The organism is Alkaliflexus imshenetskii DSM 15055, from assembly GCF_000517065.1.
In the GTDB taxonomy this organism is placed as follows: domain Bacteria; phylum Bacteroidota; class Bacteroidia; order Bacteroidales; family Marinilabiliaceae; genus Alkaliflexus; species Alkaliflexus imshenetskii.
In genome coordinates this window covers 3,917,090-3,938,504 of record NZ_KI912105.1, presented here as the reverse complement: position 1 = coordinate 3,938,504, position 21,415 = coordinate 3,917,090, and the positions used below count along the sequence as shown (strand labels likewise).

Sequence of the window (21,415 nt, the reverse complement as noted above, 5' to 3'; positions counted from 1 at the left end):
ACAAATCTAATCTATCAATCTAATCATCTAAAATCTATTCATCTATAAATAACCTATTCCGATGAAAAATATCTTTCAGATAGGCACCGGCCAACTAACGTTCGAAACGCTTGAACGCATCATCAACGAAAACCTGAAACTGGAGCTGGCCACAGAAGCCAAAGAGCGCATTGAGAAAGCCCGGCTCTTTCTCGATAAAAAAATTGAAACGGCCAATGAACCCCTATATGGAATCACCACCGGCTTTGGTTCGTTATGCAACAAAAACATATCGGCCCACGACCTGAACATCCTTCAGGAAAATCTGATTAAGAGTCACGCCTGCAGTGTGGGTGAAGAGATAAAGCCGGTTATCATCAAACTGATGATGCTGCTCAAAGCACACGCACTCTCATTGGGGCACAGCGGTGTGCAGCTGGTGACGGTGCAGCGCATCATCGATTTCTTCAACAACGACATACTCCCCATTGTGTATGACCGCGGTTCGCTGGGGGCTTCGGGCGATTTGGCTCCTCTGGCCAATCTCTTCCTTCCGCTCATTGGCGTGGGCGATGTGAACTACAAAGGCCAGAAACGGGAGGCCATGTCGGTTCTCGATGAGTTTGGATGGGCGCCCATCAAACTGAAAAGCAAAGAAGGCCTCGCGTTGCTCAATGGCACCCAGTTTATGAGCGCCAACGGCGTATTTGCCATCCTCAAAGCGCAACGCTTCTCTAAAAAGGCCGATTTAATTGCGGCCATGTCACTCGAGGCCTTTGATGGATGTCTGGCTCCATTTATGGACTGCATCCAGCAAATACGCCCCCATCATGGACAAATTGAGACCGGCAATAACTTCAGAACGCTGTTGGAAGGCAGCGAGCTCATCAATCGCCCCAAAGCGCATATTCAGGACCCATACTCATTCCGATGCATTCCACAGGTGCATGGCGCCACTAAAGATGCCATCAGCTATGTGGCTTCTGTTTTGTTAACCGAAATAAACTCCGTAACCGATAACCCCACCATCTTTCCGGATGAAGACCTAATTATTTCAGGGGGAAATTTCCATGGACAGCCCCTGGCTTTGGCGTTCGATTATCTGGCCATTGCCCTGTCGGAATTGGGAAATATTTCAGAAAGACGTGTAGCACAATTAATTATGGGATTGAGAGGATTACCCGAGTTTCTCATCACCAATGGCGGGCTCAATTCGGGATTCATGATTCCACAATATACCTCGGCATCCATGGTGAGTCAGAACAAGATGTATTGTTATGCCGCGTCAAGCGACTCCATTGTGTCGTCCAACGGACAGGAGGATCACGTGAGCATGGGAGCCAATTCGGCAGTGAAGCTCTTTAAAATCATGGACAACCTTGAACACATCTATGCCATTGAATTAATGAATGCCGCACAGGGCATCGATTTACGAAGACCGGCAAAAACATCTCCCATTCTCGAAAAAATTCATGCTGATTTTCGCAAAGAAGTGCCCTTCATAAAAGAAGACATCGTTTTGTACCCGGAAATATTGAAAAGCGTGGCTTTTATCAGAAGAAATCCGATGGATTATTAAAGAAGATTATGTAAATGTTTAAATTTAATCTGCAATACTTGATATAGATGAAAAAAGTGTTAGATTTTAGACAGATAGAGTAGTTGCGAAAGATGATTAGATATATCTTGATTTCTGTTTATTCTTATCTATCTGTCTAAATATCTAACATCTAACAATCTATAAAGCAGATTTACTACAAATTTTAAACAGTCTCTATAAATTAGGATATTTAGATGTAAGATTTTAAGAGCGATAGATAAGTCTAAAAGAAAGTGTGATAACATTCAATTGTTTGTAAATCAACTCCATTCACCTTACATCTAAATATTTGATATCAATATAACACGTTACTCTGTTTTTGGTATTTCAACCACACGCAGTTTGTCACCTGCTTCCTCTACAATGCGGCGGTAATAGGCATCGCTGTAACCCGGAAAACGAGCAGGTTTGGGGTTGCCATGCGGATTTCTTAAAAATATGCCATCTTTCTCTTCATGCACATTGCCGTCAAGATACTTCACCATCAGAAATTCACCGAGTTTTTTCCATCTCTCTACGGTGATACGTGACTGATTGTGTGAATATTCCGTCAGAAATGCTTTGGCCAGTTCCGGATCTTTGTCGTGCAGTGCTCTGGCGGTCTGGTCAATGGCCGGGCCAAACGCTTCAAACTTGTCTTCCAGCTCCTTTTGTACTTTTCGAATGTCTTCAATCATAAAACTGTAACGGTTGTATGCCTGATTGGCCACCCAGTTGAAGATCCAAAATGCCGAACTCCATGAGAACTCAAGCAAATGACCGTTGCCTTGGGCGAAATTCTCAGGTATCCCTTTCATTCCCATGTACATGGGCACATACACGCTCATGTTGGCATCGTCCACCCCAAACCACAGTATGCCGCCCACGGGATTTGGCAACCAGTTTCGCATCTGTGCCACAAAAGAGAATCCGGTCTGTTGCGTGGCAATGGCACGCTCGTTGAAGTATTTCACACCATCCACCTCCCAGGTCAGCGGTCGCCAGCGGTAAGGCTTTCCATACGGTCCGGCGCCGGGGTCGTTGGTCATCGACAGAGGTGTTCCTTCATAATAGTCGCGCATGATGTTTTGTACATCGCGCACGCTGATTTTCTTTGATGGCTTGATAAAGAGCGGCATCCTTTCGCCGGTTCCATTCTGTATGTAGTCGATGTATTTGTCAGCTTCGGGGTTCATCAGTCGGAAAGCACTCCAAACCCGTGCTTCGCAAAAACGCAGTGCACCAAAATCGAGCGGTGCATACGCATCTGCAAAACTGAAATCCTTGTTTTTACCGTCAAAATAGCCCTTTTCGCGGGCAAATGAGATAACATCACTGGAGTATAGTACATTTTCCTTGTCGTTAAGCGCAAAAGTGGTAATACGCGCCTGATTGGCATGAGCTGTTACATACCCGTCAGGAATTTTAACGGCCACCCAAACAGCGCCTCTGGTGTTAGGCCCCTTGCCAATCATCTCCATTACCCACACTTCATTAGGGTCGGCAATTGAAAATGACTCACCTGAACTATAATAGCCGTAACGATTCACCAGGTCGGTCATCACCTGTATGGCTTCGCGTGCGGTACGAGAGCGTTGCAAAGCCACATAAATAAGGCTGCCATAATCCATGATGCCGGTTGAATCTTGCAGCTCGTCACGCCCGCCAAAGGTGGTTTCTGCAATGGCCACCTGAAACTCGTTCATGTTGCCAATTACAGTATAAGTGCGTGGCACTTGCGGTATTTTTCCCAAATATTTACCTGTATCCCATTCGTAGATGTCGAGCATGGCACCTGCCGGCCACACTTGCCCGGGCCAATAATACAGCTCTCCAAATAAATCGTGCGAATCGGCAGCATACGAAATCATGGTTGACCCATCTGCCGAAGCGTTACGGGTAACTAAAATATTGGTACATGCCTGACTGTATTGCCAGTTTCCACCGATTATCACCAAGAATAAAGCAATCAGCAATTGTCTAATTTTCATATATTAAATATTGGTTAATTAAATCTATACTATAAAAATATACCTGGCAATTATTACCTGAAACTCAAAAGCTCATATTATGTTGGAGCGCTTACGTATTGCTTGTTTAAAAATCGAAAACATCTCGATTCACTCTGCTCATTATCATCTTAATATATTACATGAGGTAACAACCGATAACTATTTTCTGATGAACCTATCCTGAAATACAAAATACTCATGCCAAAGCTCTTTCTCCCCCTGATATCGATAGGCAGCAAGACGTCCGGGACCTGCCAAACAACTGTCGGTGCAACATACATTGGATGCTGTAATCAGAGGCTCCGATAAAGCACAATAATGACCAATAAACACTAGGGGTTTGCTTGCATCGTATATTTCAAACGGAAAGAGTATCTGTTCAGGTACCGTATAATCAGGTAATCTAAATCGGTTTCCATAACTTATTGAACGGAATGTTTTTCCATGCGGGTTCTCCCACCACTTTATTCTGAAATTGGTGCGCTGTACGCCTTTTTCATCTTTAATGATTAGATCTTTGGGAAGATTTATTTCAATGCCTCTCGTTGTTTGCCAAACGGCTTTAGCAAAAAGCGACTCACCTTTAAAAATCTCTTTCACAAGACTTTTAGTGAGTTTATTTTTAGTCATTGTTTGCTCTATTTCATACCTGTTCTCATCGCTCCAATAAGCATGTACCACACGCAAATGGCCCAAATCGATAAAGAAAGGGAGTCTGCGCAGCCATTTAACAGTGTCGGCCAAAACCTCTTCTTCACCTCTAAACTGATCCGAAATCCTATCCATTTGAGCAATATTGGATGGGGCGAGCTGGGCTATGGGTTTTCCTTTGCTGTTTATTGTAAAATGGCCAATCACGTTCAGCTCGTGGTTTCCCAGAACTGCCAATGCAGCATCATTCTCAACCATATTGCGGATAATTAAAAGAACATCACGCGTTCCCGGGCCACGGCTTACAAAATCTCCAACAAAAATAGCCCTACGCTGCGGATGACTCCAATAGCCTTTCTCCTGGCCGTAACCGAGTTTTACGAGCAGTGCCTTTAATTCATCGGGGTAACCATGAATATCGCCAATAATATCATAAAGCCCATCAACTGGTTCAGAAATCACCGGTTTCAGATGAGCGCTAAAGTTCTGAATTAGAGCACTAAAAAATCTCCTCATTGCTATTTTGTTCAACAATCCCATGTTGGGTACAAAAAAAATGATTTGCTTTCGTTAAATTGGTAAAAAATATCAAAAAAAACAGTAGAAGTTGTTCTTTTTCTTTTGGGATAAATTACAATTAGCCGTATACACTTGAATTAATGCGCATTATAGTAGGTTATGTAAACATTAACCCGAGGTTGTTTTATGCAAAAACAAGGACAAAAATTGAGTTTTCGGATTAGTTTAAGAATTACCAAATAAAATATGACACATAAAATGGTTCAATGGGGAATTATTGGTTGCGGCGATGTGACTGAGAAAAAGAGCGGACCGGCATTCAATAAAATAGAGAATTCCAAACTGGTGGCTGTGATGCGCCGCAATGGCATGTTGGCTGAAGATTATGCCAAACGACATGGTGTACCCAAATGGTACGATGATGCCTCACTGCTTATAAACGATCCGGATGTAACAGCAGTTTACGTTGCTACCCCGCCATCCACACATGCCAAATATGCCATTGAAGCCATGATGGCAGGCAAACCTGTTTACGTTGAGAAGCCCATGGCTGCCAGCTTTGATGAATGCCAGAAAATGAATCAAGTATCGAAAGAGACTGGAATCCCATTATTTGTAGCATATTACCGGCGCACACTTCCGGGATTTTTATTGGTAAAGGAGCTTTTGGACGATGGCCGCATCGGTATTCCGTTGATGGCCAACATCCGGCTCACACGAGCTGCTCTACCTCAGGAAACCGACGCATCAAATCCATCGTGGCGCGTAGATCCTGCTATAGCAGGTGGCGGAATATTCTATGATTTGGCTTCTCACCAATTGGATTTTCTTGATTTTATATTTGGTGGCATAGTTGATGTAAATGGCATATCTACCAACAGAGCAAAACTTTATGATGCCGAAGATACCGTAACTGCTTCCTATGCATTTCACTCAGGTGTGATAGGCAGCGGCACCTGGTGTTTTGTAACAGACTCATCGGCCAACGAGGATTTGATGGAGATAATCGGCAGCGAAGGAAAGATTCAGTTTTCAGGCTTTGGTCACCAGCCCATCAGACTGATAACAAAGCAGGGAACTCTGGAATTTCCATACCTAAATCCGGAAAACATACAATATAACCTCATTAAACAAGCTGTTGAATCAATACGCGGTAAGTCACAGTGTGTCAGCACTGGAGAAACAGCCGCCAGAGCCAATTGGGCCATGGAGCAGATTGTCAGAAGATAACGTATTACAGCCGCCGAATTTTAATAGTTTGTGACTCGCAATCCATAAGATTGTGGGTCTTTAAAACCTATCAAGCAATTGAACCCTCAACAACAAAATAAAACTAATCATATTCAGCCTCTCTTTTTTGCTCAAATTTTGCTAATTTTGCGCTGAATTTAAAGAGTTATAAAAGATGTTTGAGAATCTATCGGAAAAACTTGAACGCTCGTTTAAACTGCTCAAAGGGCAGGGTAAAATTACAGAGATCAACGTAGCGGAAACGCTTAAAGATATTCGTCGCGCACTGTTGGATGCCGACGTAAACTTCAAAACGGCCAAAACTTTTACCGAAACGGTGAAAGAGAAAGCGATGGGGCAAAACGTGCTTACCGCCGTGAAGCCTGAACAGATGATGGTGAAAATTGTGCACGATGAGTTAACCCAACTCATGGGTGGTGCCACAACCGATATCAACATCAAAGGATCTCCGGCCGTCATACTGATAGCAGGTTTGCAGGGTTCGGGTAAAACCACTTTTACCGGAAAACTTGCCAATCATCTAAAATCCAAACGTTCTAAAAATGTATTGCTGGTAGCCGGTGACGTGTACCGTCCGGCGGCTATTAACCAGTTACAGGTGTTGGGTCAGCAGATTGGTGTACCGGTGTATACCGAAGAGGGCAGCAAAGACCCGGTGAAAATTGCCAAAGATGCCATCAAGGAGGCCAAACAAAAAGGCTACGACCTGGTGATTGTGGATACCGCCGGTCGTTTGGCCGTGGACGAAGAGATGATGAACGAAATTGCGGCCATCAAAGATGCCGTGAAGCCTGATGAGATTCTTTTCGTAGTGGACTCCATGACGGGTCAGGATGCCGTAAACACTGCCAAAGAGTTCAACGACCGTCTGAATTTTGATGGGGTGGTGCTTACCAAACTTGATGGTGATACACGAGGTGGTGCAGCGCTTTCTATCCGCAGTGTGGTAAACAAACCCATTAAATTTGTAGGTACTGGTGAGAAAATGGATGCGCTGGACGTGTTCCACCCCTCACGTATGGCCGACCGGATTCTGGGAATGGGTGACATTGTGTCGCTGGTGGAGCGTGCTCAGGAGCAGTTCGACGCCGAAGAGGCTCAGAAACTGCAAAGAAAGATTGCGAAAAACCAGTTCAGTTTCAACGACTTCCTCAGCCAGATACAGCAAATCAAAAAGATGGGTAGCCTTAAAGACCTGGCTGGCATGATTCCGGGTATGGGCAAAGCCATCAAAAATATGGATTTGGATGACGATGCCTTCAAAGAAGTGGAAGCCATTATCTACTCCATGACCCCACAGGAGCGCGAAACACCTGAAATCATCAACGGCAGCCGACGCAAACGTATTGCAGCAGGTAGCGGAACCACCATACAGGAAGTAAACCGACTCATCAAACAATTTGAAGATACCCGTAAGGTGATGAAAATGATGAGCCAGGGCAAAAACCTCTCCCGCATGATGGCCAATATGCCGATGGGAAAAAGATAGAACAATTAACGGTGAGAAGGATGAGCCATCCCTCCCACCGTTATTGTTTCAGAGAGTTAGTAAATAGTCATAAACCAAAGATAAGATTAGCCGGGAATTTTGAGGGATAAATGAGTACCCACATAGTTACTCAGACATTTTAATCCGCCAAATCCCATTGGTTAGACTCAAATCTTAAGAATGTTCCGAACCTCAAACCAACATAGATATGCAACTGATTGACGGAAAACTGACATCGCAGGCAATCAAACAGGAGATTGCAGCTGAAGTGCAGCAAATGGCCGCACAGGGACAAAAAAAACCGCATCTTGCCGCCATTTTGGTAGGCAACGACGGTGGCAGTGAGACTTACGTGGCAGCCAAAATTAAGGCCTGTGAAGAGGTGGGTTTTAACTCATCACTCATCCGGTTTGATGCCTCTGTGACCGAGGCCGAATTGCTCGATGCCGTTAAAAAGTTGAATGAAGATGCCGATGTGGATGGGTTTATCGTTCAGTTGCCGTTACCAAAGCACATCTCTGAAGAGAAAGTGACCGAAGCCATCGACCCGCGTAAAGATGTGGATGGGTTTCACCCACAAAACCTGGGACGTATGATTACCGGTGCTCCGGCTTTTGTCTCCGCCACACCGCAAGGCATCATGGAACTGCTCAAACGCTACCAAATAGACACCAAAGGAAAACATGTGGTGGTGATTGGTCGTAGCAACATTGTTGGTCGCCCCATGAGCATCCTTCTATCACTTAAAGGTACACCTGGCGATGCCACCGTAACAGTTTGTCACAGCCGCACGGCCAACCTGAAGGAGCTCTGTTTGCAAGCCGATATCATTGTGGCGGCTCTGGGCATTCCCGAATTTCTGAAAGCCGATATGGTAAAGGATGGTGCCGTGGTAATTGATGTGGGTACCACCCGTGTGGCATCCACCGAAACCAAAAGCGGATGGCGCCTAAAAGGGGATGTGGACTTTGCAGGCGTATCGCCCAAATGCAGCTACATCACGCCCGTGCCGGGTGGTGTTGGCCCAATGACCATCGTTTCACTGCTTATGAACACCCTTAAAGCGGCCAAAAAAGAGATTTATTAAGATAAACACTCCGGTAGAAACTGCTAAATCTGTAGGCATCTGCCAAATAGAGTTTTGAAAATTACAAAAAAAGCGAGAGGTTATGCCGGCTCGCTTTTTTGTTCCTTGGTTTTGAGGTTTTGATAATCATGTATATTGCCACCCAAACTATTAATCACAAATTGCTATCAATAAAGCTTATTCTTACTTTATTACATGAAAAGTCTCAATCATTATCTTCAGTTTTTTCGGTGGTGGGTTCAACGGTAGACTCCTATGGTTTCAAAAGTAAAGGTCTGGCACCATATATGGCAATTTTATTTAGAATTTATCAAGTCATTCAAATTAATTACTTTACTGCCATTTTTTTCGTAATAAATCAGCATTTCGTCAATTTTCCTTTTATCATAACTCGTAATACAATCTGATAAGACTGTAACTTTGTAGTTTTCCTTGCACATATTAAATACGGTTGATTTCACGCAGGCAATGGCGTCTGCTCCTGTAATGAAAAATTCGCTTATTTCATTTTCCTTGATAAAGTTAATAAAACCCTCGCTGGTCAATGCGTTGCCTTTGGATTTTTCAAAAATGTTATTGGAAACCAATTTCATGTCCGAAACTAATTCAGACCCACGAGTATTAGGTTTGAAAGTCCTTGTACCATCAGATAAGTTATAATGCCTTATGTAAACAACATGAATTTCATTTTCCACTGCCCAATCTATTGACTGATTAACGTTGTCAATGATTTCTTTGTAGTTCTTGGTAATGTCATTTTGAATGTCAATTACCACTAAAGACTTTTTCTGCATTGAATTTCCTACTTTGGTTTAATTCATTTTCATTACCTATATTTCATTTTGTTTGCTTGCGGGTAGTGTTTCGCGGCATTGCGTAGCAGCGGATTTCGTGAACTGAACTTTCAAATTAGCACTAAATTTTATTAAAACCAACGAACTTTAAATTGGCCACTACCCTCGCAAAAAAGCAAAACCGCTTTTGCCTAAAGGCATCTTAGTCGGTTTGTTTTGTGTCAATGAAAAATCTCACTTTGTCTTTCCCAATTGCGCCAATTCGGTTGTAAAACTTAACTGCTCTTAAGTTAAAAACAGGCGTCTGCCACTGAATATTATTACATTCATTTTGTTTGGCAATTTCTTTTAGTTTTTCAAAAATTACTTCGCCAATTCTTTGTCCTCTAAACTTTGGTTCCAAATATAAGCAGTCCAAAAACATAAATGTGCTTGCGTCCCAAGTTGAAAAGTCAAAGGTATAAGAAAAATAACCTTGTAAGTTATTCTGACTTTCAATAACAAAGCAAAATAATTTTGGTCTGTCTGAAAATAATGCATTTTTTAATAAAGCCTCTTTTCCTGTAGGGTCGTAAGTTGCCTGCTCAAATTCCGCATGTTTTCTACATAATTCAACCAACTTTAGTAAATCTTTCTCCGTACATTTTCTAATTATATATTCCATTGTTGATTGATTTCTGTTCGTAAAAAATCAATAAAATGATTAAAATAGTTTGGATGCGTTATGTTATTCATAATAGCAATAAGATGTTTCCTTTTTAATCCGTTCTTACCAATTTTAATCGTTTTTAAAGTATTGTCTTTCAAATAAGGTTGCACAGCCCATTTGGCCATTGCCATAATTCCCATGTCTGCCTTTACCATCTCTATTGATGCTTCTGTAAGTGGAAGTGGTGTAATTTTTTTTGGTGTAACTTTCGCTGGTGCTAAAAGAAATTGATGAATTGTAACTGTTTCCAAAGGCAAAGAATGTATCAATAAATGTTCATGTATAAAATCTTCAGCAACGACGTACTTTTTATTTGCCCAAGGGTGATGAGCAGAAACAACCATAAGCATCTCGTCTTGAAATAGCTCCATGTATTTAATATTGTTGTCATTAATTGGGTCGCTGGTAATAGCAATATCAATAACGTTTTCCTTTAATTTTTGTAATGGATAATGTGTTGCTTCCATTATTATTTGCAAATCTACATTTGGATAAAGCAAATGAAACTGCTTTAAAACGGGAGGCAACCAATGATAACTTGAATAACATTCAGTGCTTATTCTGATTGTACCAAATTCCCCAAAAATCATTCGCTTAATTTCTTGCTCTGTGCTTGATAGTTTTTCTAAAACTTCGTTTGCAGTTTCATATAATTTCTCTCCTGCTTTGGTTAGGACTAATTTTTTATTTTGTCGTAAAAATATTTGAGTGCCCAATTGATACTCTGCTTCTTTAAGTTGATGACTTAAAGCAGACTGTGTTAAATGCAACTTGTCGATGGCTTTTGTTATGCTACCTTCCTCTACAATTGCTTTAATTAGTTTTAGATGCCTTATCTCCATTGTTTGACTGATAAAATTCTTACAAAGAAACAAAATTTTACTTTTGACTTTTTATGAAAATAACGAATGGTGATGATGAAATCTTTTCGTTTTTAATGACGTTTTTGAGATTGTAATTTAGTCCTTTCAATTAACTAAAATTTAAATAGATGAAATGGCAAATTGAACATTACGAAAACAAATTGGCATTTGAAATGGACTCGTCCGATTTGTTTGAAGCCTTAAATAATGGCGAAAAATTCATTGCTCTTGACGCAAGAAAAGCTATTTCTTTTGAAGCAGAACACATTCCAGCGGCTATCAATATTCCTCATCGTGAGATAAATGAAGAAACAACCAAAGACTTAGACAGAGATTTTGTCTATGTCATTTATTGCGATGGAATCGGCTGCAATGCTTCTACAAAAGGTGCTTTAAATATGGCAAAATTAGGCTTTAAAGTCAAAGAGCTTATGGGTGGCATAGAATGGTGGAAATATGATGGCTATGCAACAGAAGGAACAAAATCAAGTCAAATTGGAGCAAGAATTCAATGTGGGTGTTAACAGTTAAATTGATTCATCATAACCTCAAATGAGATGAGAGGGATTTAGATATTACATTCTGAGCTGGTTTCTCGGATTCGCTTTACTGGAAGTGATTCCAATCCGCCTTGCGGTGCTTCCTTTTCAAGGGGTTGGCACTGAATGGCATGGGTTAAAAGGCTGAAAGCGTTCACCTGTAGGTGGATGAAATCTGTCAGGAATGGATATAGAACCTGAACAGTCTATCCCGAGTATCGGGAAAAGTAAACCGTTCGATGAGGCGTCGTTAATAACGAAAAATTCAAACAGATTTGACCAATAACAAACTATGTTAGATAAATGAGAAAAAGTTATGTTTCGCCGTTGCGTTTGTTGCCTTTCAAGCCCTCAGCTTCATCGATGAAGTGATTTATCTTAGCATTTTATGCGGCTTCTGAGAATTGCCTTAACACTTGGAAGATGAAGTCGTCGATACCTGCAAGACATTGACCTGCATGTAATTATTCAGGTAAAATGGCTGCATTGCTTTCGATACTTAAAATGGTGATAAATTTCAACTCAGGAAAAATCCCGCTACCTCACCACCTTTTCATATAGATTATTTTCCGATAAAGGCAGTATTTTTGTTCCGACTTTATGAAATCCCATATTTTCATAATAGGCACACAACTTTGGGTTTCTGGAATCGGCATCCAGTCGTAAAAATTTACGGTTCAAACCTTTGACATCAATTCAAATTCTTATGTGGGCAGTCACTGAACTGCCTAACAGTTAATTATTTTTGTTTCAAATAAACAAAGCCGTTTTAAAGTAAATGGACTCACTTTTAAGATGGCTCCACCAAAGTAATATTATAAGCAACCAGAAAATGACAATATTGACTGGCAATACAAAAAACATGCATTACTTTTGTTTAGCACAGTTATAAGATTAAAATATGAGCAAATCAAATATCTCAATTAAAGAACTTGCTTCCCTTCTTGGTCTTTCAATAACAACTGTTTCACGTGTATTAAACAATAAAGCCAAAGAGTATCGTATCAAGGAAGAAACAGAGAAAAAGGTTCGGGATGCAGCCGAAAGGTATCATTATGCTCCTAATCAATTTGCTCGTGGTCTCAAACTGGATAAAAGCGAAACAATTGGTGTGATAGCTCCGGATATTTCCAATCCGTTTTTCGCTGACATAATCAAACAAATTGAAAAAGTTTGCCGAAACAGAGGTTATTTAATTTTGATTGGTGACAGCAACGAGGATCACTCTGTAGAGTTGCAAATGGTAGAACGTTTCGAGAATCGGAAAGTCGATGGATTGATTGTAGCTCCGGTTGGGTTGGAATTTTCCCATCTTCAGAAAATATATAAAAGAGGTATCCCGCTTGTACTCGTTGACCGCATAGCACCCGGGATAGATCTTCCCTCGGTTTCATCCGATAATTATATGGGAGCTTATAATGCAATTGAACTTTTAATTAAAAATGGACATCAAAATATTGCATGTGTCCAAGGGTTAACGGATAGTCAGACAAACAACGATCGGGTCAGAGGATATACCGAAGCCATGAGAAAATATGGTCTATCTAATGAGATCAGAGTCTTAGGTTCGAGTTTTACCATTGAAAACGGATACATCAATTCAAAACAACTTCTCACCCAAAAATATAACAAACCTACGGCAATTTTAGCCATGAATAATCGCATATCGTTTGGTGTTTTGCAGGCAGCATCCGAATTAAAAGTATCCATACCTGAGAATCTTTCGCTGATTTCATTCGACGAGCAAATTTATTCAGCATACCTCAATCCGCCAATGACCACAATAGAACAAAATAAAACCGAGATTGCAAAACTTGCAGTTGATTCTCTGTTTGAACAATTTGATTCAAATGGTAAAGAAAATATGAAAATTTCGAAAATAATACCTACCAGGATCAACATACGAGATTCAATAAAAAAAATAAATTACTGATCGCGTTTTGTTTTTTTTTGTAAATTGCACAAACGTTTGAGCAAGTATTAATAACCATTCAAATATTATTTAATTATGGTAATAATTCATTCATATGCATGGGCTGTAGTGCTCACAGTAATTACTATGCTATGCTGGGGATCGTGGGCTAATACCCAAAAAATGGCCTCTAAAAAATGGGCCTTTCAACTTTTTTACTGGGATTACTCAATTGGCGTCTTGTTGTTATCGTTGCTGCTCGCCTTCACGATGGGTAGCCTTGGCATTGAGGGTCGTGGTTTCATAGCCGATTTATCCCAGGCGGATTCAAACTCTCTTTTTTCTGCCTTTTTGGGTGGTGCGGTGTTTAATATCGCGAATATCCTGCTAGTTGCTGCAATAGCTATTGCTGGCATGGCTGTTGCATTTCCAATTGGGATTGGTTTGGCGCTTGTAATTGGTGTAGTCGTTAATTTCATCGCCACCCCTCTTGGCAACCCCCTAATCCTTTTTGTTGGAGTCGGATTGGTAACTGCAGCGATTGTCGTGGATGCTTTTGCCTATCGTAAATTACCAACATCTACAGGCAAATCAACCACAAAAGGGATTCTCATTTCCTTGTTGGCGGGATTCTTAATGGGTTTTTTCTACCGATTTGTTGCTGCCTCAATGGTAGGGGATTTTGCGAATCCCGAAGCAGGAAAACTTACACCTTATTCTGCATCAGTAGTATTTTCGCTTGGCTTGCTAGTTTCTAACTTTGTATGGAACACGATTTTTATGTACAAACCTCTGGCAGGCGAGAAAGTTTTCTATGCTGATTACTTTAAACTGGGGACTCCCAAACTACACCTGATTGGAATTTTTGGTGGTGCAATCTGGAGTTTGGGTATGACTTTCAATATTATTGCTTCCGAACAGGCAGGATTTGCCATTTCATATGGTTTGGGCCAGGGTGCAACTTTGGTAGCAGCTCTTTGGGGCGTATTTATTTGGAAGGAATTTAAAGATGCCAAGGGAGTGAAAGGTCTGCTAACTGCCATGTTTATGTTGTTCTTTGTTGGGCTTGCGCTGATTATTCTTTCAAGGTTGTATTAAACCATTGAAATGCCATACTGGCTTAGTTCTTCCGTATTGTGTTGTGCTGATTTCTTTATACGGATTGTGTTTTGGAAATGAAAAGCTTTGTGCAATTGTGACCACCGATGGAGTGACCAAGGGCAAACCATAGTTTGTCCATATCTTTTCATGCTCAACCGGCTCTGGACCGAAGCCCAATCAATTCCAACACTATGAGTTGCTTAATGAGAAATGGCATTCAATGGATGTAGGATTTTATCGATGGATATAAAAATGCAAAAAAAGAGGGGCGGGAATCAGTTGGCTAAGTTTTGATAGAACGAGATTAGACCAGATAGTTGAGGAGCTGCTCAACCTTAATATGGTTCCTATATGGTTACAGGATTTAGAAGGGAGCAATACTATTGCTAAGGTTTTGTAATACATCAAGGCGTCGCTGTTGAAATAACAGGAACGTATTGTTAGTAAGGCTAAAGTTTATGCTAAATACGAGAATTATGTTTCCATACCCACCCATGATGTTTCTCTTGTATGGATTTCCAATATCCGGATATCCCTACAAATAGTGGAATTAGTTACGCACTGTGGAAGTTCAGTGGGAAATTTGGCAATTCAAATCCTTGTCACAATAATTTGGAGTATAGAGACTTTCTGAGATGCCGGCTTGATATCAATTTGCACGAGCTTAGAAAGAAATAGTTGCTGTCATTTTTAAAATAATTCTAAATAAAAAAGATTTGTTCGAATGAAACCAAAAATAACCGTTATCGGTAGTTCAAATACCGACATGATATGCCGCGTGCGATCAATTCCAAGACCTGGTGAAACCATTCTTGGGAATGACTTTTTGATTGTACAGGGCGGCAAAGGTGCCAACCAGGCTGTCGCGGCAGCTCGTGCCGGTGGGGATGTTACTTTTATAACCTGTGTGGGCAACGATGCTTTTGGACAACAAGCCATTGAGGCTTATCAAAAAGACGGCATAAACACTTCGTGCATACAAAAAATTGATGGTACATCAACAGGAGTTGCTTTAATAAATGTGGCCGATTCTGGTGAGAACAGCATTGCAGTCGCGCCAGGTGCAAATGCCCATTTAACTCCTGAAAAGATGGAAGAGTTCAGAGATGTGATTCTCTCCTCCGAAATAGTGCTTATGCAACTGGAAATCCCTCTTGAAACAGTAAATTACGTGACGCGGTTGGCAAATCAGGCTAATATTCCAGTTGTTTTAAATCCGGCTCCGGCGAGGATAATCGATAAAGAAATCATGTCTATGCTAACCTTGATTACTCCTAATGAGCACGAAGCCAAATTGATTTCGGGACACTTATCCTTTGCTTGTAGTGAAATGGAATCTGCTTCCGAAATTCAGAATCAAGGCGTAGAATCAGTAATTGTTACTATGGGTAGCAAAGGCGCTTACTTCATTGACGGAATAAGTCATGGTATGGTTAAAGGCATTAAAGTACAGGCAGTTGACACGACTGGTGCCGGGGATACGTTTAACGGCTATCTGGTAGTTGAATGGGCAAAAAACAAGAACTTGCCCGAAGCAATAAAAAAGGCCAATAAAGCAGCTGCCATTTCAGTTACCAGAATGGGAGCGCAGCCTTCCATACCTTATGCAAATGAACTAGCCGAATTCTGACATGAATATTAGAAGTTGGGTCACAATCTCTGAGAATGAGAACGCAAATGAAAAACCGCTTTGCAACCCTTGAAGACAACCAGACTTGGAGTTGAGTTCTTATAGTACAATTCCGGCAATAAAGGACGTTATGTGAAAAGGGGAAAAGCTCAATCGTTGAAATATTTAGGGGAGCAAAGAATTGCTGTCTAATGGCCAGTGAGGAATGTCTGTTGGCCTGAGCAATAGGTTACAACGGGAACCCTTTGAAATAGTGTATGATTCCCCTTCGGCTTATTTGTTCATGGCAACGATCTATCTGGTCGATAGATATGCCCGATACCGAAAACGAAATAAAATGGTGGCAACAGCCCACCAAAATTGCATGACTGTCAGATATTGCTCGATTTGGAGCTTAAAGAATGAACTTAGGCAGCCTTAAACATCAGTAAAAATGGACTTTTTGATTTAGACTTCAATACAATAATTAACTATGAAGAATAAAAGACCTTCGGTATTTCTAATGGCATTAGTTCTTTGTCTATCTGTTAATGTTCTATCGGCGGCAAAGTTTATCCTGACAAGTCCTTGCGGTAAATATTTACAACATGCTGATGGAAAACCTTTCTTATGGCTTGGCGATACAGCTTGGGAATTGTTTCACCGTTTGAACCGTGAGGATGCAAATATGTACCTCGAAGACCGGGCAAATAAAGGATTTACAATTATACAGGCTGTGGTACTTGCCGAAATGTCGGGCTTAAGCGAACCAAACGCCTATGGTTATTTGCCATTGATCGATCGAGACCCCATGCGTCCGAACGAAGCCTACTTTGAACATGTTGATTTTATTGTGAATCAGGCGGCAAAATTAGGACTCGTTGTGGGAATGCTCCCTTCCTGGGGCGATAAAGTAACCGATGCAAACGGTGGAGAACCTGTAATTTTCAACCCTGATAATGCTTTTTTATTTGGAAAGTTCTTAGGAAATCGTTACAAGGATAGCCCGATTATTTGGATCTTGGGTGGCGACAGAAATATATTAAATGACTATGAATTAGAAGTGTGGAGAGCCATGGCTAATGGCCTGCGTAAGGGAGATGAAGGAAATCATCTCATCAGCTACCATCCGCGTGGCGCTTCTTCATCGCACGAAGTGCTGCACAACGAACCTTGGCTCGATTTTAATATTTACCAGAGTGGCCATTCGAACCGTTACATGCAGGTTTACCATTATGCCGAAACCCTGTTGGGCATTGAGCCTCGCAAACCCTTCATAGATGGCGAACCTGCCTACGAAGAAATTGCCCTTGAATTTTGGAATTACGTTGACTGGAGCAGCCCTTTACGAGTTCCACAAAATGTGCTTAACGATGACTATATTATAGTTGACAAAAGTCATTTTAAGCGTGGCTTTTTCACGGCTCACGATATCCGTGTGCATGCCTATTGGAATTTCTTATCGGGTGCTTGTGGCTATACTTATGGCACCAATGCAATTTGGCAAATGTTCGAAAAAAAAGGAAGCTTTGCCATTCCTGCTTTATCTGACTGGCGAGATGCACTTCATCTTGAAGGAGCCTTTCAAATGGCGCATTTGCGCAAGGTATTTGAACAATACCCATTTGAAAAGCTTGTGCCGGCGCAGCATCTGGTCTTAGGTGATAATCCGCACGATAGCACTCATGTCCGGGCAGCCTATGCCTGCGATAATTCGTTTGCATTAGTCTATCTATCGGTAGGACAAAAGGTTAATGTTGATGTTTCAAACTTTGGCAAACAATTTTCTGCACGTTGGTACGACCCTCGGAGCGGCAATTATTTCCCTGTAAAAAAACTGCGCAATAAAGGAACTGCTTATTTTACAGCCCCATCAAGTGGCACCAATAACGATTGGTTGCTAATCATTGAACATTAAAATGAAATATACCGATTACTTTTATATAAATCACATTAATAAAAATTCTTTAATATGCCAACGAAACTGCAACCTATTAAAACACCAGTTTTTTTAATAGTTCTTGTGCTTTGTATAATGTCATGCCGAGAGCAGATAAATGCACCTACAAGCCACAAGTTCTGGGACACTAATTTATCAATCGATGAGCGTGTAATCGATTTGATTTTGCAACTCACCATTGATGAAAAGATTTCAATGCTTGATTACCATTCGGTAGCTATTGAGCGTCTAGGAATACCCGAATACAACTGGTGGAACGAGGCTTTACACGGTGTGGCTCGTGCAGGAATGGCCACCGTATTCCCACAGCCCATTGGACTCGCTGCAACATTCGATCCACAACTTATCCATACCATTGCCGATGTGATTGCCACCGAGGGACGTGCCAAGTACAATGCCGCCAGGGCACTTGATAATACAGGGCAATATATGGGGCTGACCTATTGGTCGCCAAATATCAATATTTTTCGTGATCCCCGCTGGGGCCGTGGACAGGAAACCTTTGGCGAAGACCCCTTCTTAACTGCGGAATTAGGCAAAGCCTTCGTGAATGGCTTACAAGGCAGCAACCCCGATTATTTAAAAGCCGCAGCCTGCGCCAAACACTATGTGGTACACTCGGGTCCGGAAGAACTACGTCATGTTTTTAATGCCGAGCCCCCCATAAAAGACTTTATCGAAACCTACCTTCCCGCATTCGAAGCGTTAGTTACCCAATCCAATGTGGCCGGGGTTATGTGCGCCTACAACCGGACCTATAACAGTCCATGCTGTGGAAGCCCCTATTTGTTAAAAGACATCCTGCGAAACGATTGGGGCTTTAAAGGGTATTTAGTTTCAGATTGCTGGGCTCTTATCGATTTTCATGAAACCCATAAAGTTACGGCCAATGCTACTGAGTCGGCTGCCCTTGCACTGAACAATACCGTGAACCTTAATTGCGGAATTGTATACCGCGAGTCTCTAAAATCAGCAGTAGAGCAAAATCTTGTAAGCGAAGAAGATATCGATTCGGCTTTGGCAACCCTGCTTACAGTCCGTTTCAGGCTGGGCTTGCTCGACCCATATGGTAAAGGCCCATATGACAACATCAAACCCAATGTGTTAAATTGTGAGCAACATCAAAAATTAGCCTACCAGTCGGCTTTAAAGTCTATTGTACTTTTAAAAAACCGGAACAACACCTTGCCCCTTAGTCCCAACATCAAAAAAATCGGCGTCTCAGGCCCAATGGCAACCAATGCCGAAGTGTTATTGGGTAATTACCATGGTATAAGCAAAAACCTGATTACCATGCTCGAAGGGGTTGCCAATGTAGTAAACCCAGGTACCATGCTGCAATACCGTCAGGGATGCTTAATTGACCAACCCACCAAAAACCCTCTGAATTATGCTTTTTCTGAATTTGGGAACATGGATGCCAATATTGTTGTTGTAGGTATCTCAGGTTTACTGGAAGGCGAAGAAGGCGAATCATTGCTTTCGGAAACCAAAGGAGACCGATTTGACTTAAAACTTCCTCAATCGCAAATTGATTTTATCACAACATTAAGAGCTCAGTCGGACAAACCACTTGTATTGGTATTAACCGCAGGCAGCCCGGTTATTTTGGCTGAAGCTGAAGAAGCGGCTGATGCCATTCTGTTGGCATGGTATCCTGGCGAACAAGGTGGCCAGGCAGTGGCTGATATTATCTTTGGTAAAGAAAGTCCATCAGGACGTTTACCAATATCATTCCCAAAATCTGTAGATCAATTACCCGACTATCATGACTACTCAATGGTTGACCGCACCTATCGTTACGCCACCTACGACTTCCTGTACCCTTTTGGCTTTGGACTCTACTACACCCAATTCAAATATCATAATTTAGTGGTTGAACCAATTGAAATGAACTTGAACCAAAACGCCAAGGTAAAGGTATCAATTACCAACACAGGAAACCGAAAAGCAGATGAAGTGGTGCAACTTTACCTAAGTAACCTCAATTCAAAGCAGAGAGTGCCTTTTCAATCACTCATTGGTTTTAAACGCATTAGCATTGATGCAGGTAAAACTGTACAGGTTGAATTTGACATTGCAGCAAACAATTTTGAAACTGTATTTGACAATGGTTCAAAAGCCATTGAGCCAGGTAAATTTAAAGTTTCTATTGGTGGATCAAGTCCGGTTGAGCGTAGCACTCAGCTTGGTATTGCAGAACCGCTGTCAGCTATAATGACTCTAAAAGTCAATAATTAAGAGATTGTTTAGTTTATAGCCAATTAACTTAAAACAAACTACTTTCAGTTTGTGTAGTTTAAATTATAACCAGAGCCGCTGAAAAACATTTAAAATCCCAATAATTGGGCTTAATTCGTTTCCGTGCAAGGTTATCGCACCAGATCAGTAACATTGTGTGCAGTTTTCCATGGTTGTAAAGTGGGGTAAGTAATCCGTGGTTTATATCACACTTGCATTAAGGGTTTCACTCAAAGTGAAGCCCTTAATTGCTTTAGGAATACTAATCCGTTAAGAAGCCCGCGAAGCACGTGATACAAATTATTCGCGGGGTTTAGGCATACAAACGCAATTTTAGTCATTTTTCGCCAGCGATGGCTTTTTGCGTCAAATTGCGGTTTATCGGGAGAGTACTTAATAAGTGTGGCTTATTTTTAAATATACAATAAGAAATGCAATAAGAAAGTGTTTTTGCTAGATACTTTTAATCGCTTAAAACTAACTCCCATGGCCAATTTTGCCCAAATGCATCTCAAGCCGGACGGAGTTTGCCACTCCGTTGAGCAGAGTTAACCCTACTTCACCGACTTCTCATACAAATTGTTCACAGATAAAGATAGCGCCTTGGTGCCGACTTTATGAAATCCCATATTTTCATAATAGGCACACAACTTTGGGTTTCTGGAATCGGCATCCAGTCGTAGAAATTTACGATTCAGACGTTTGGCTTCTTCTCCTACCATTTCCAAAACGATTCTTCCTATGCCATTTCCATTATAGGCATCTCTAACCACCAATGAGTGAACGTATAACGCCTCTTCCTTTTGTTGGCCCCAATACATCAGGTCTTCCTTTAAAATACGCACCATCCCCACCAAATCGTCCATTTCGTTCTTAATAAAGAAAAACTCGTTGTTACGGATGCCCTCTTCTACCCATTCCACTTTTGATTTGGGCGGATTCTTCCAATATTGCCAGTGGTCTATCTCCATTCTTGAAATCTTTTCTGCAGCCTCTTTAAATAAACTCAGAACGGTCTCTTTGTCGATGATATTTATTGGCATTAATTGGATGTGCATTGACAATTTGTTTAATATGTTAATCTCTTTGTTGATTTTTGCTTATAGTTGTTCTCCGCGCA

The 21,415-nt window shown here is 41.3% G+C and carries 16 protein-coding genes; 10 read left to right on the top strand and 6 right to left on the bottom strand.

What is annotated here, in order from left to right; translation table 11 throughout:
• Nucleotides 1-61: 61 nt before the first annotated feature.
• Nucleotides 62-1,558 (top strand): histidine ammonia-lyase, encoded by a 1,497-nt coding sequence (hutH, locus tag ALKIM_RS0116330; protein ID WP_026475584.1) that lies wholly within the window; start codon nt 62-64, stop codon nt 1,556-1,558.
• Between the two features lie 329 nt (nt 1,559-1,887).
• Here hutH and ALKIM_RS0116325 read toward each other — a convergent pair whose 3' ends face one another.
• A complete protein-coding gene (locus tag ALKIM_RS0116325; protein WP_026475583.1) occupies nt 1,888-3,549 on the bottom strand; it encodes a dipeptidase in 1,662 nt (553 codons plus the stop codon).
• 180 nt (nt 3,550-3,729) lie between these two features.
• Nucleotides 3,730-4,737, bottom strand: coding sequence for a metallophosphoesterase (locus ALKIM_RS0116320; RefSeq protein WP_044118395.1), 1,008 nt, complete (start codon nt 4,735-4,737; stop codon nt 3,730-3,732).
• A gap of 249 nt (nt 4,738-4,986) precedes the next feature.
• Between ALKIM_RS0116320 and ALKIM_RS0116315 the strand changes: the two genes are divergently transcribed.
• From ALKIM_RS0116315 to folD, 3 genes are all read left to right on the top strand, one after another.
• Nucleotides 4,987-5,970 (top strand): Gfo/Idh/MocA family protein, encoded by a 984-nt coding sequence (locus tag ALKIM_RS0116315; RefSeq protein WP_026475581.1) that lies wholly within the window; start codon nt 4,987-4,989, stop codon nt 5,968-5,970.
• Between the two features lie 175 nt (nt 5,971-6,145).
• A complete protein-coding gene (gene ffh / locus ALKIM_RS0116310; protein WP_026475580.1) occupies nt 6,146-7,480 on the top strand; it encodes a signal recognition particle protein in 1,335 nt (444 codons plus the stop codon).
• A 208-nt stretch (nt 7,481-7,688) separates the two neighbouring features.
• Nucleotides 7,689-8,567, top strand: coding sequence for a bifunctional methylenetetrahydrofolate dehydrogenase/methenyltetrahydrofolate cyclohydrolase FolD (gene folD / locus ALKIM_RS0116305; RefSeq protein ID WP_026475579.1), 879 nt, complete (start codon nt 7,689-7,691; stop codon nt 8,565-8,567).
• Nucleotides 8,568-8,863: 296 nt separating this feature from the next.
• Here folD and ALKIM_RS0116300 read toward each other — a convergent pair whose 3' ends face one another.
• The 3 genes from ALKIM_RS0116300 to ALKIM_RS0116290 all read right to left on the bottom strand — a co-directional run bounded on the left by ALKIM_RS0116300 (nt 8,864) and on the right by ALKIM_RS0116290 (nt 10,912).
• Entirely contained in the window at nt 8,864-9,361 is a 498-nt protein-coding gene (locus tag ALKIM_RS0116300) for a cysteine hydrolase family protein (RefSeq protein WP_026475578.1), read from the bottom strand.
• Nucleotides 9,362-9,563: 202 nt separating this feature from the next.
• Nucleotides 9,564-10,025, bottom strand: a complete 462-nt coding sequence (locus ALKIM_RS0116295) for a GNAT family N-acetyltransferase (protein ID WP_026475577.1) — start codon at nt 10,023-10,025, stop codon at nt 9,564-9,566.
• On the bottom strand, nt 10,013-10,912 hold the full coding sequence (locus ALKIM_RS0116290) for a LysR family transcriptional regulator (protein WP_026475576.1): 900 nt from the start codon (nt 10,910-10,912) through the stop codon (nt 10,013-10,015). The genes ALKIM_RS0116295 and ALKIM_RS0116290 overlap by 13 nt, the downstream gene beginning before the upstream one ends.
• Nucleotides 10,913-11,061: 149 nt before the next feature.
• Between ALKIM_RS0116290 and ALKIM_RS0116285 the strand changes: the two genes are divergently transcribed.
• From ALKIM_RS0116285 to ALKIM_RS0116260, 6 genes are all read left to right on the top strand, one after another.
• Complete coding sequence (locus ALKIM_RS0116285) at nt 11,062-11,457, top strand: rhodanese-like domain-containing protein (RefSeq protein ID WP_026475575.1); 396 nt, start codon at nt 11,062-11,064, stop codon at nt 11,455-11,457.
• A 916-nt stretch (nt 11,458-12,373) separates the two neighbouring features.
• Nucleotides 12,374-13,405 carry a LacI family DNA-binding transcriptional regulator gene (locus ALKIM_RS0116280; protein ID WP_026475574.1) on the top strand — a complete coding sequence of 344 codons (1,032 nt, stop codon included), beginning with the start codon at nt 12,374-12,376 and terminating at the stop codon, nt 13,403-13,405.
• A gap of 162 nt (nt 13,406-13,567) precedes the next feature.
• Complete coding sequence (locus ALKIM_RS0116275; protein ID WP_235714442.1) at nt 13,568-14,482, top strand: L-rhamnose/proton symporter RhaT; 915 nt, start codon at nt 13,568-13,570, stop codon at nt 14,480-14,482.
• Nucleotides 14,483-15,209: 727 nt separating this feature from the next.
• On the top strand, nt 15,210-16,115 hold the full coding sequence (gene rbsK / locus ALKIM_RS0116270; RefSeq protein ID WP_026475572.1) for a ribokinase: 906 nt from the start codon (nt 15,210-15,212) through the stop codon (nt 16,113-16,115).
• A 472-nt stretch (nt 16,116-16,587) separates the two neighbouring features.
• Nucleotides 16,588-18,012 carry a glycoside hydrolase family 140 protein gene (locus ALKIM_RS0116265; RefSeq protein ID WP_052345612.1) on the top strand — a complete coding sequence of 475 codons (1,425 nt, stop codon included), beginning with the start codon at nt 16,588-16,590 and terminating at the stop codon, nt 18,010-18,012.
• A gap of 54 nt (nt 18,013-18,066) precedes the next feature.
• Nucleotides 18,067-20,295, top strand: coding sequence for a glycoside hydrolase family 3 C-terminal domain-containing protein (locus ALKIM_RS0116260; RefSeq protein ID WP_235714441.1), 2,229 nt, complete (start codon nt 18,067-18,069; stop codon nt 20,293-20,295).
• Between the two features lie 554 nt (nt 20,296-20,849).
• Here the strand turns inward: ALKIM_RS0116260 and ALKIM_RS0116255 are convergent.
• Complete coding sequence (locus ALKIM_RS0116255; RefSeq protein WP_026475569.1) at nt 20,850-21,353, bottom strand: GNAT family N-acetyltransferase; 504 nt, start codon at nt 21,351-21,353, stop codon at nt 20,850-20,852.
• Nucleotides 21,354-21,415: the final 62 nt, after the last annotated feature.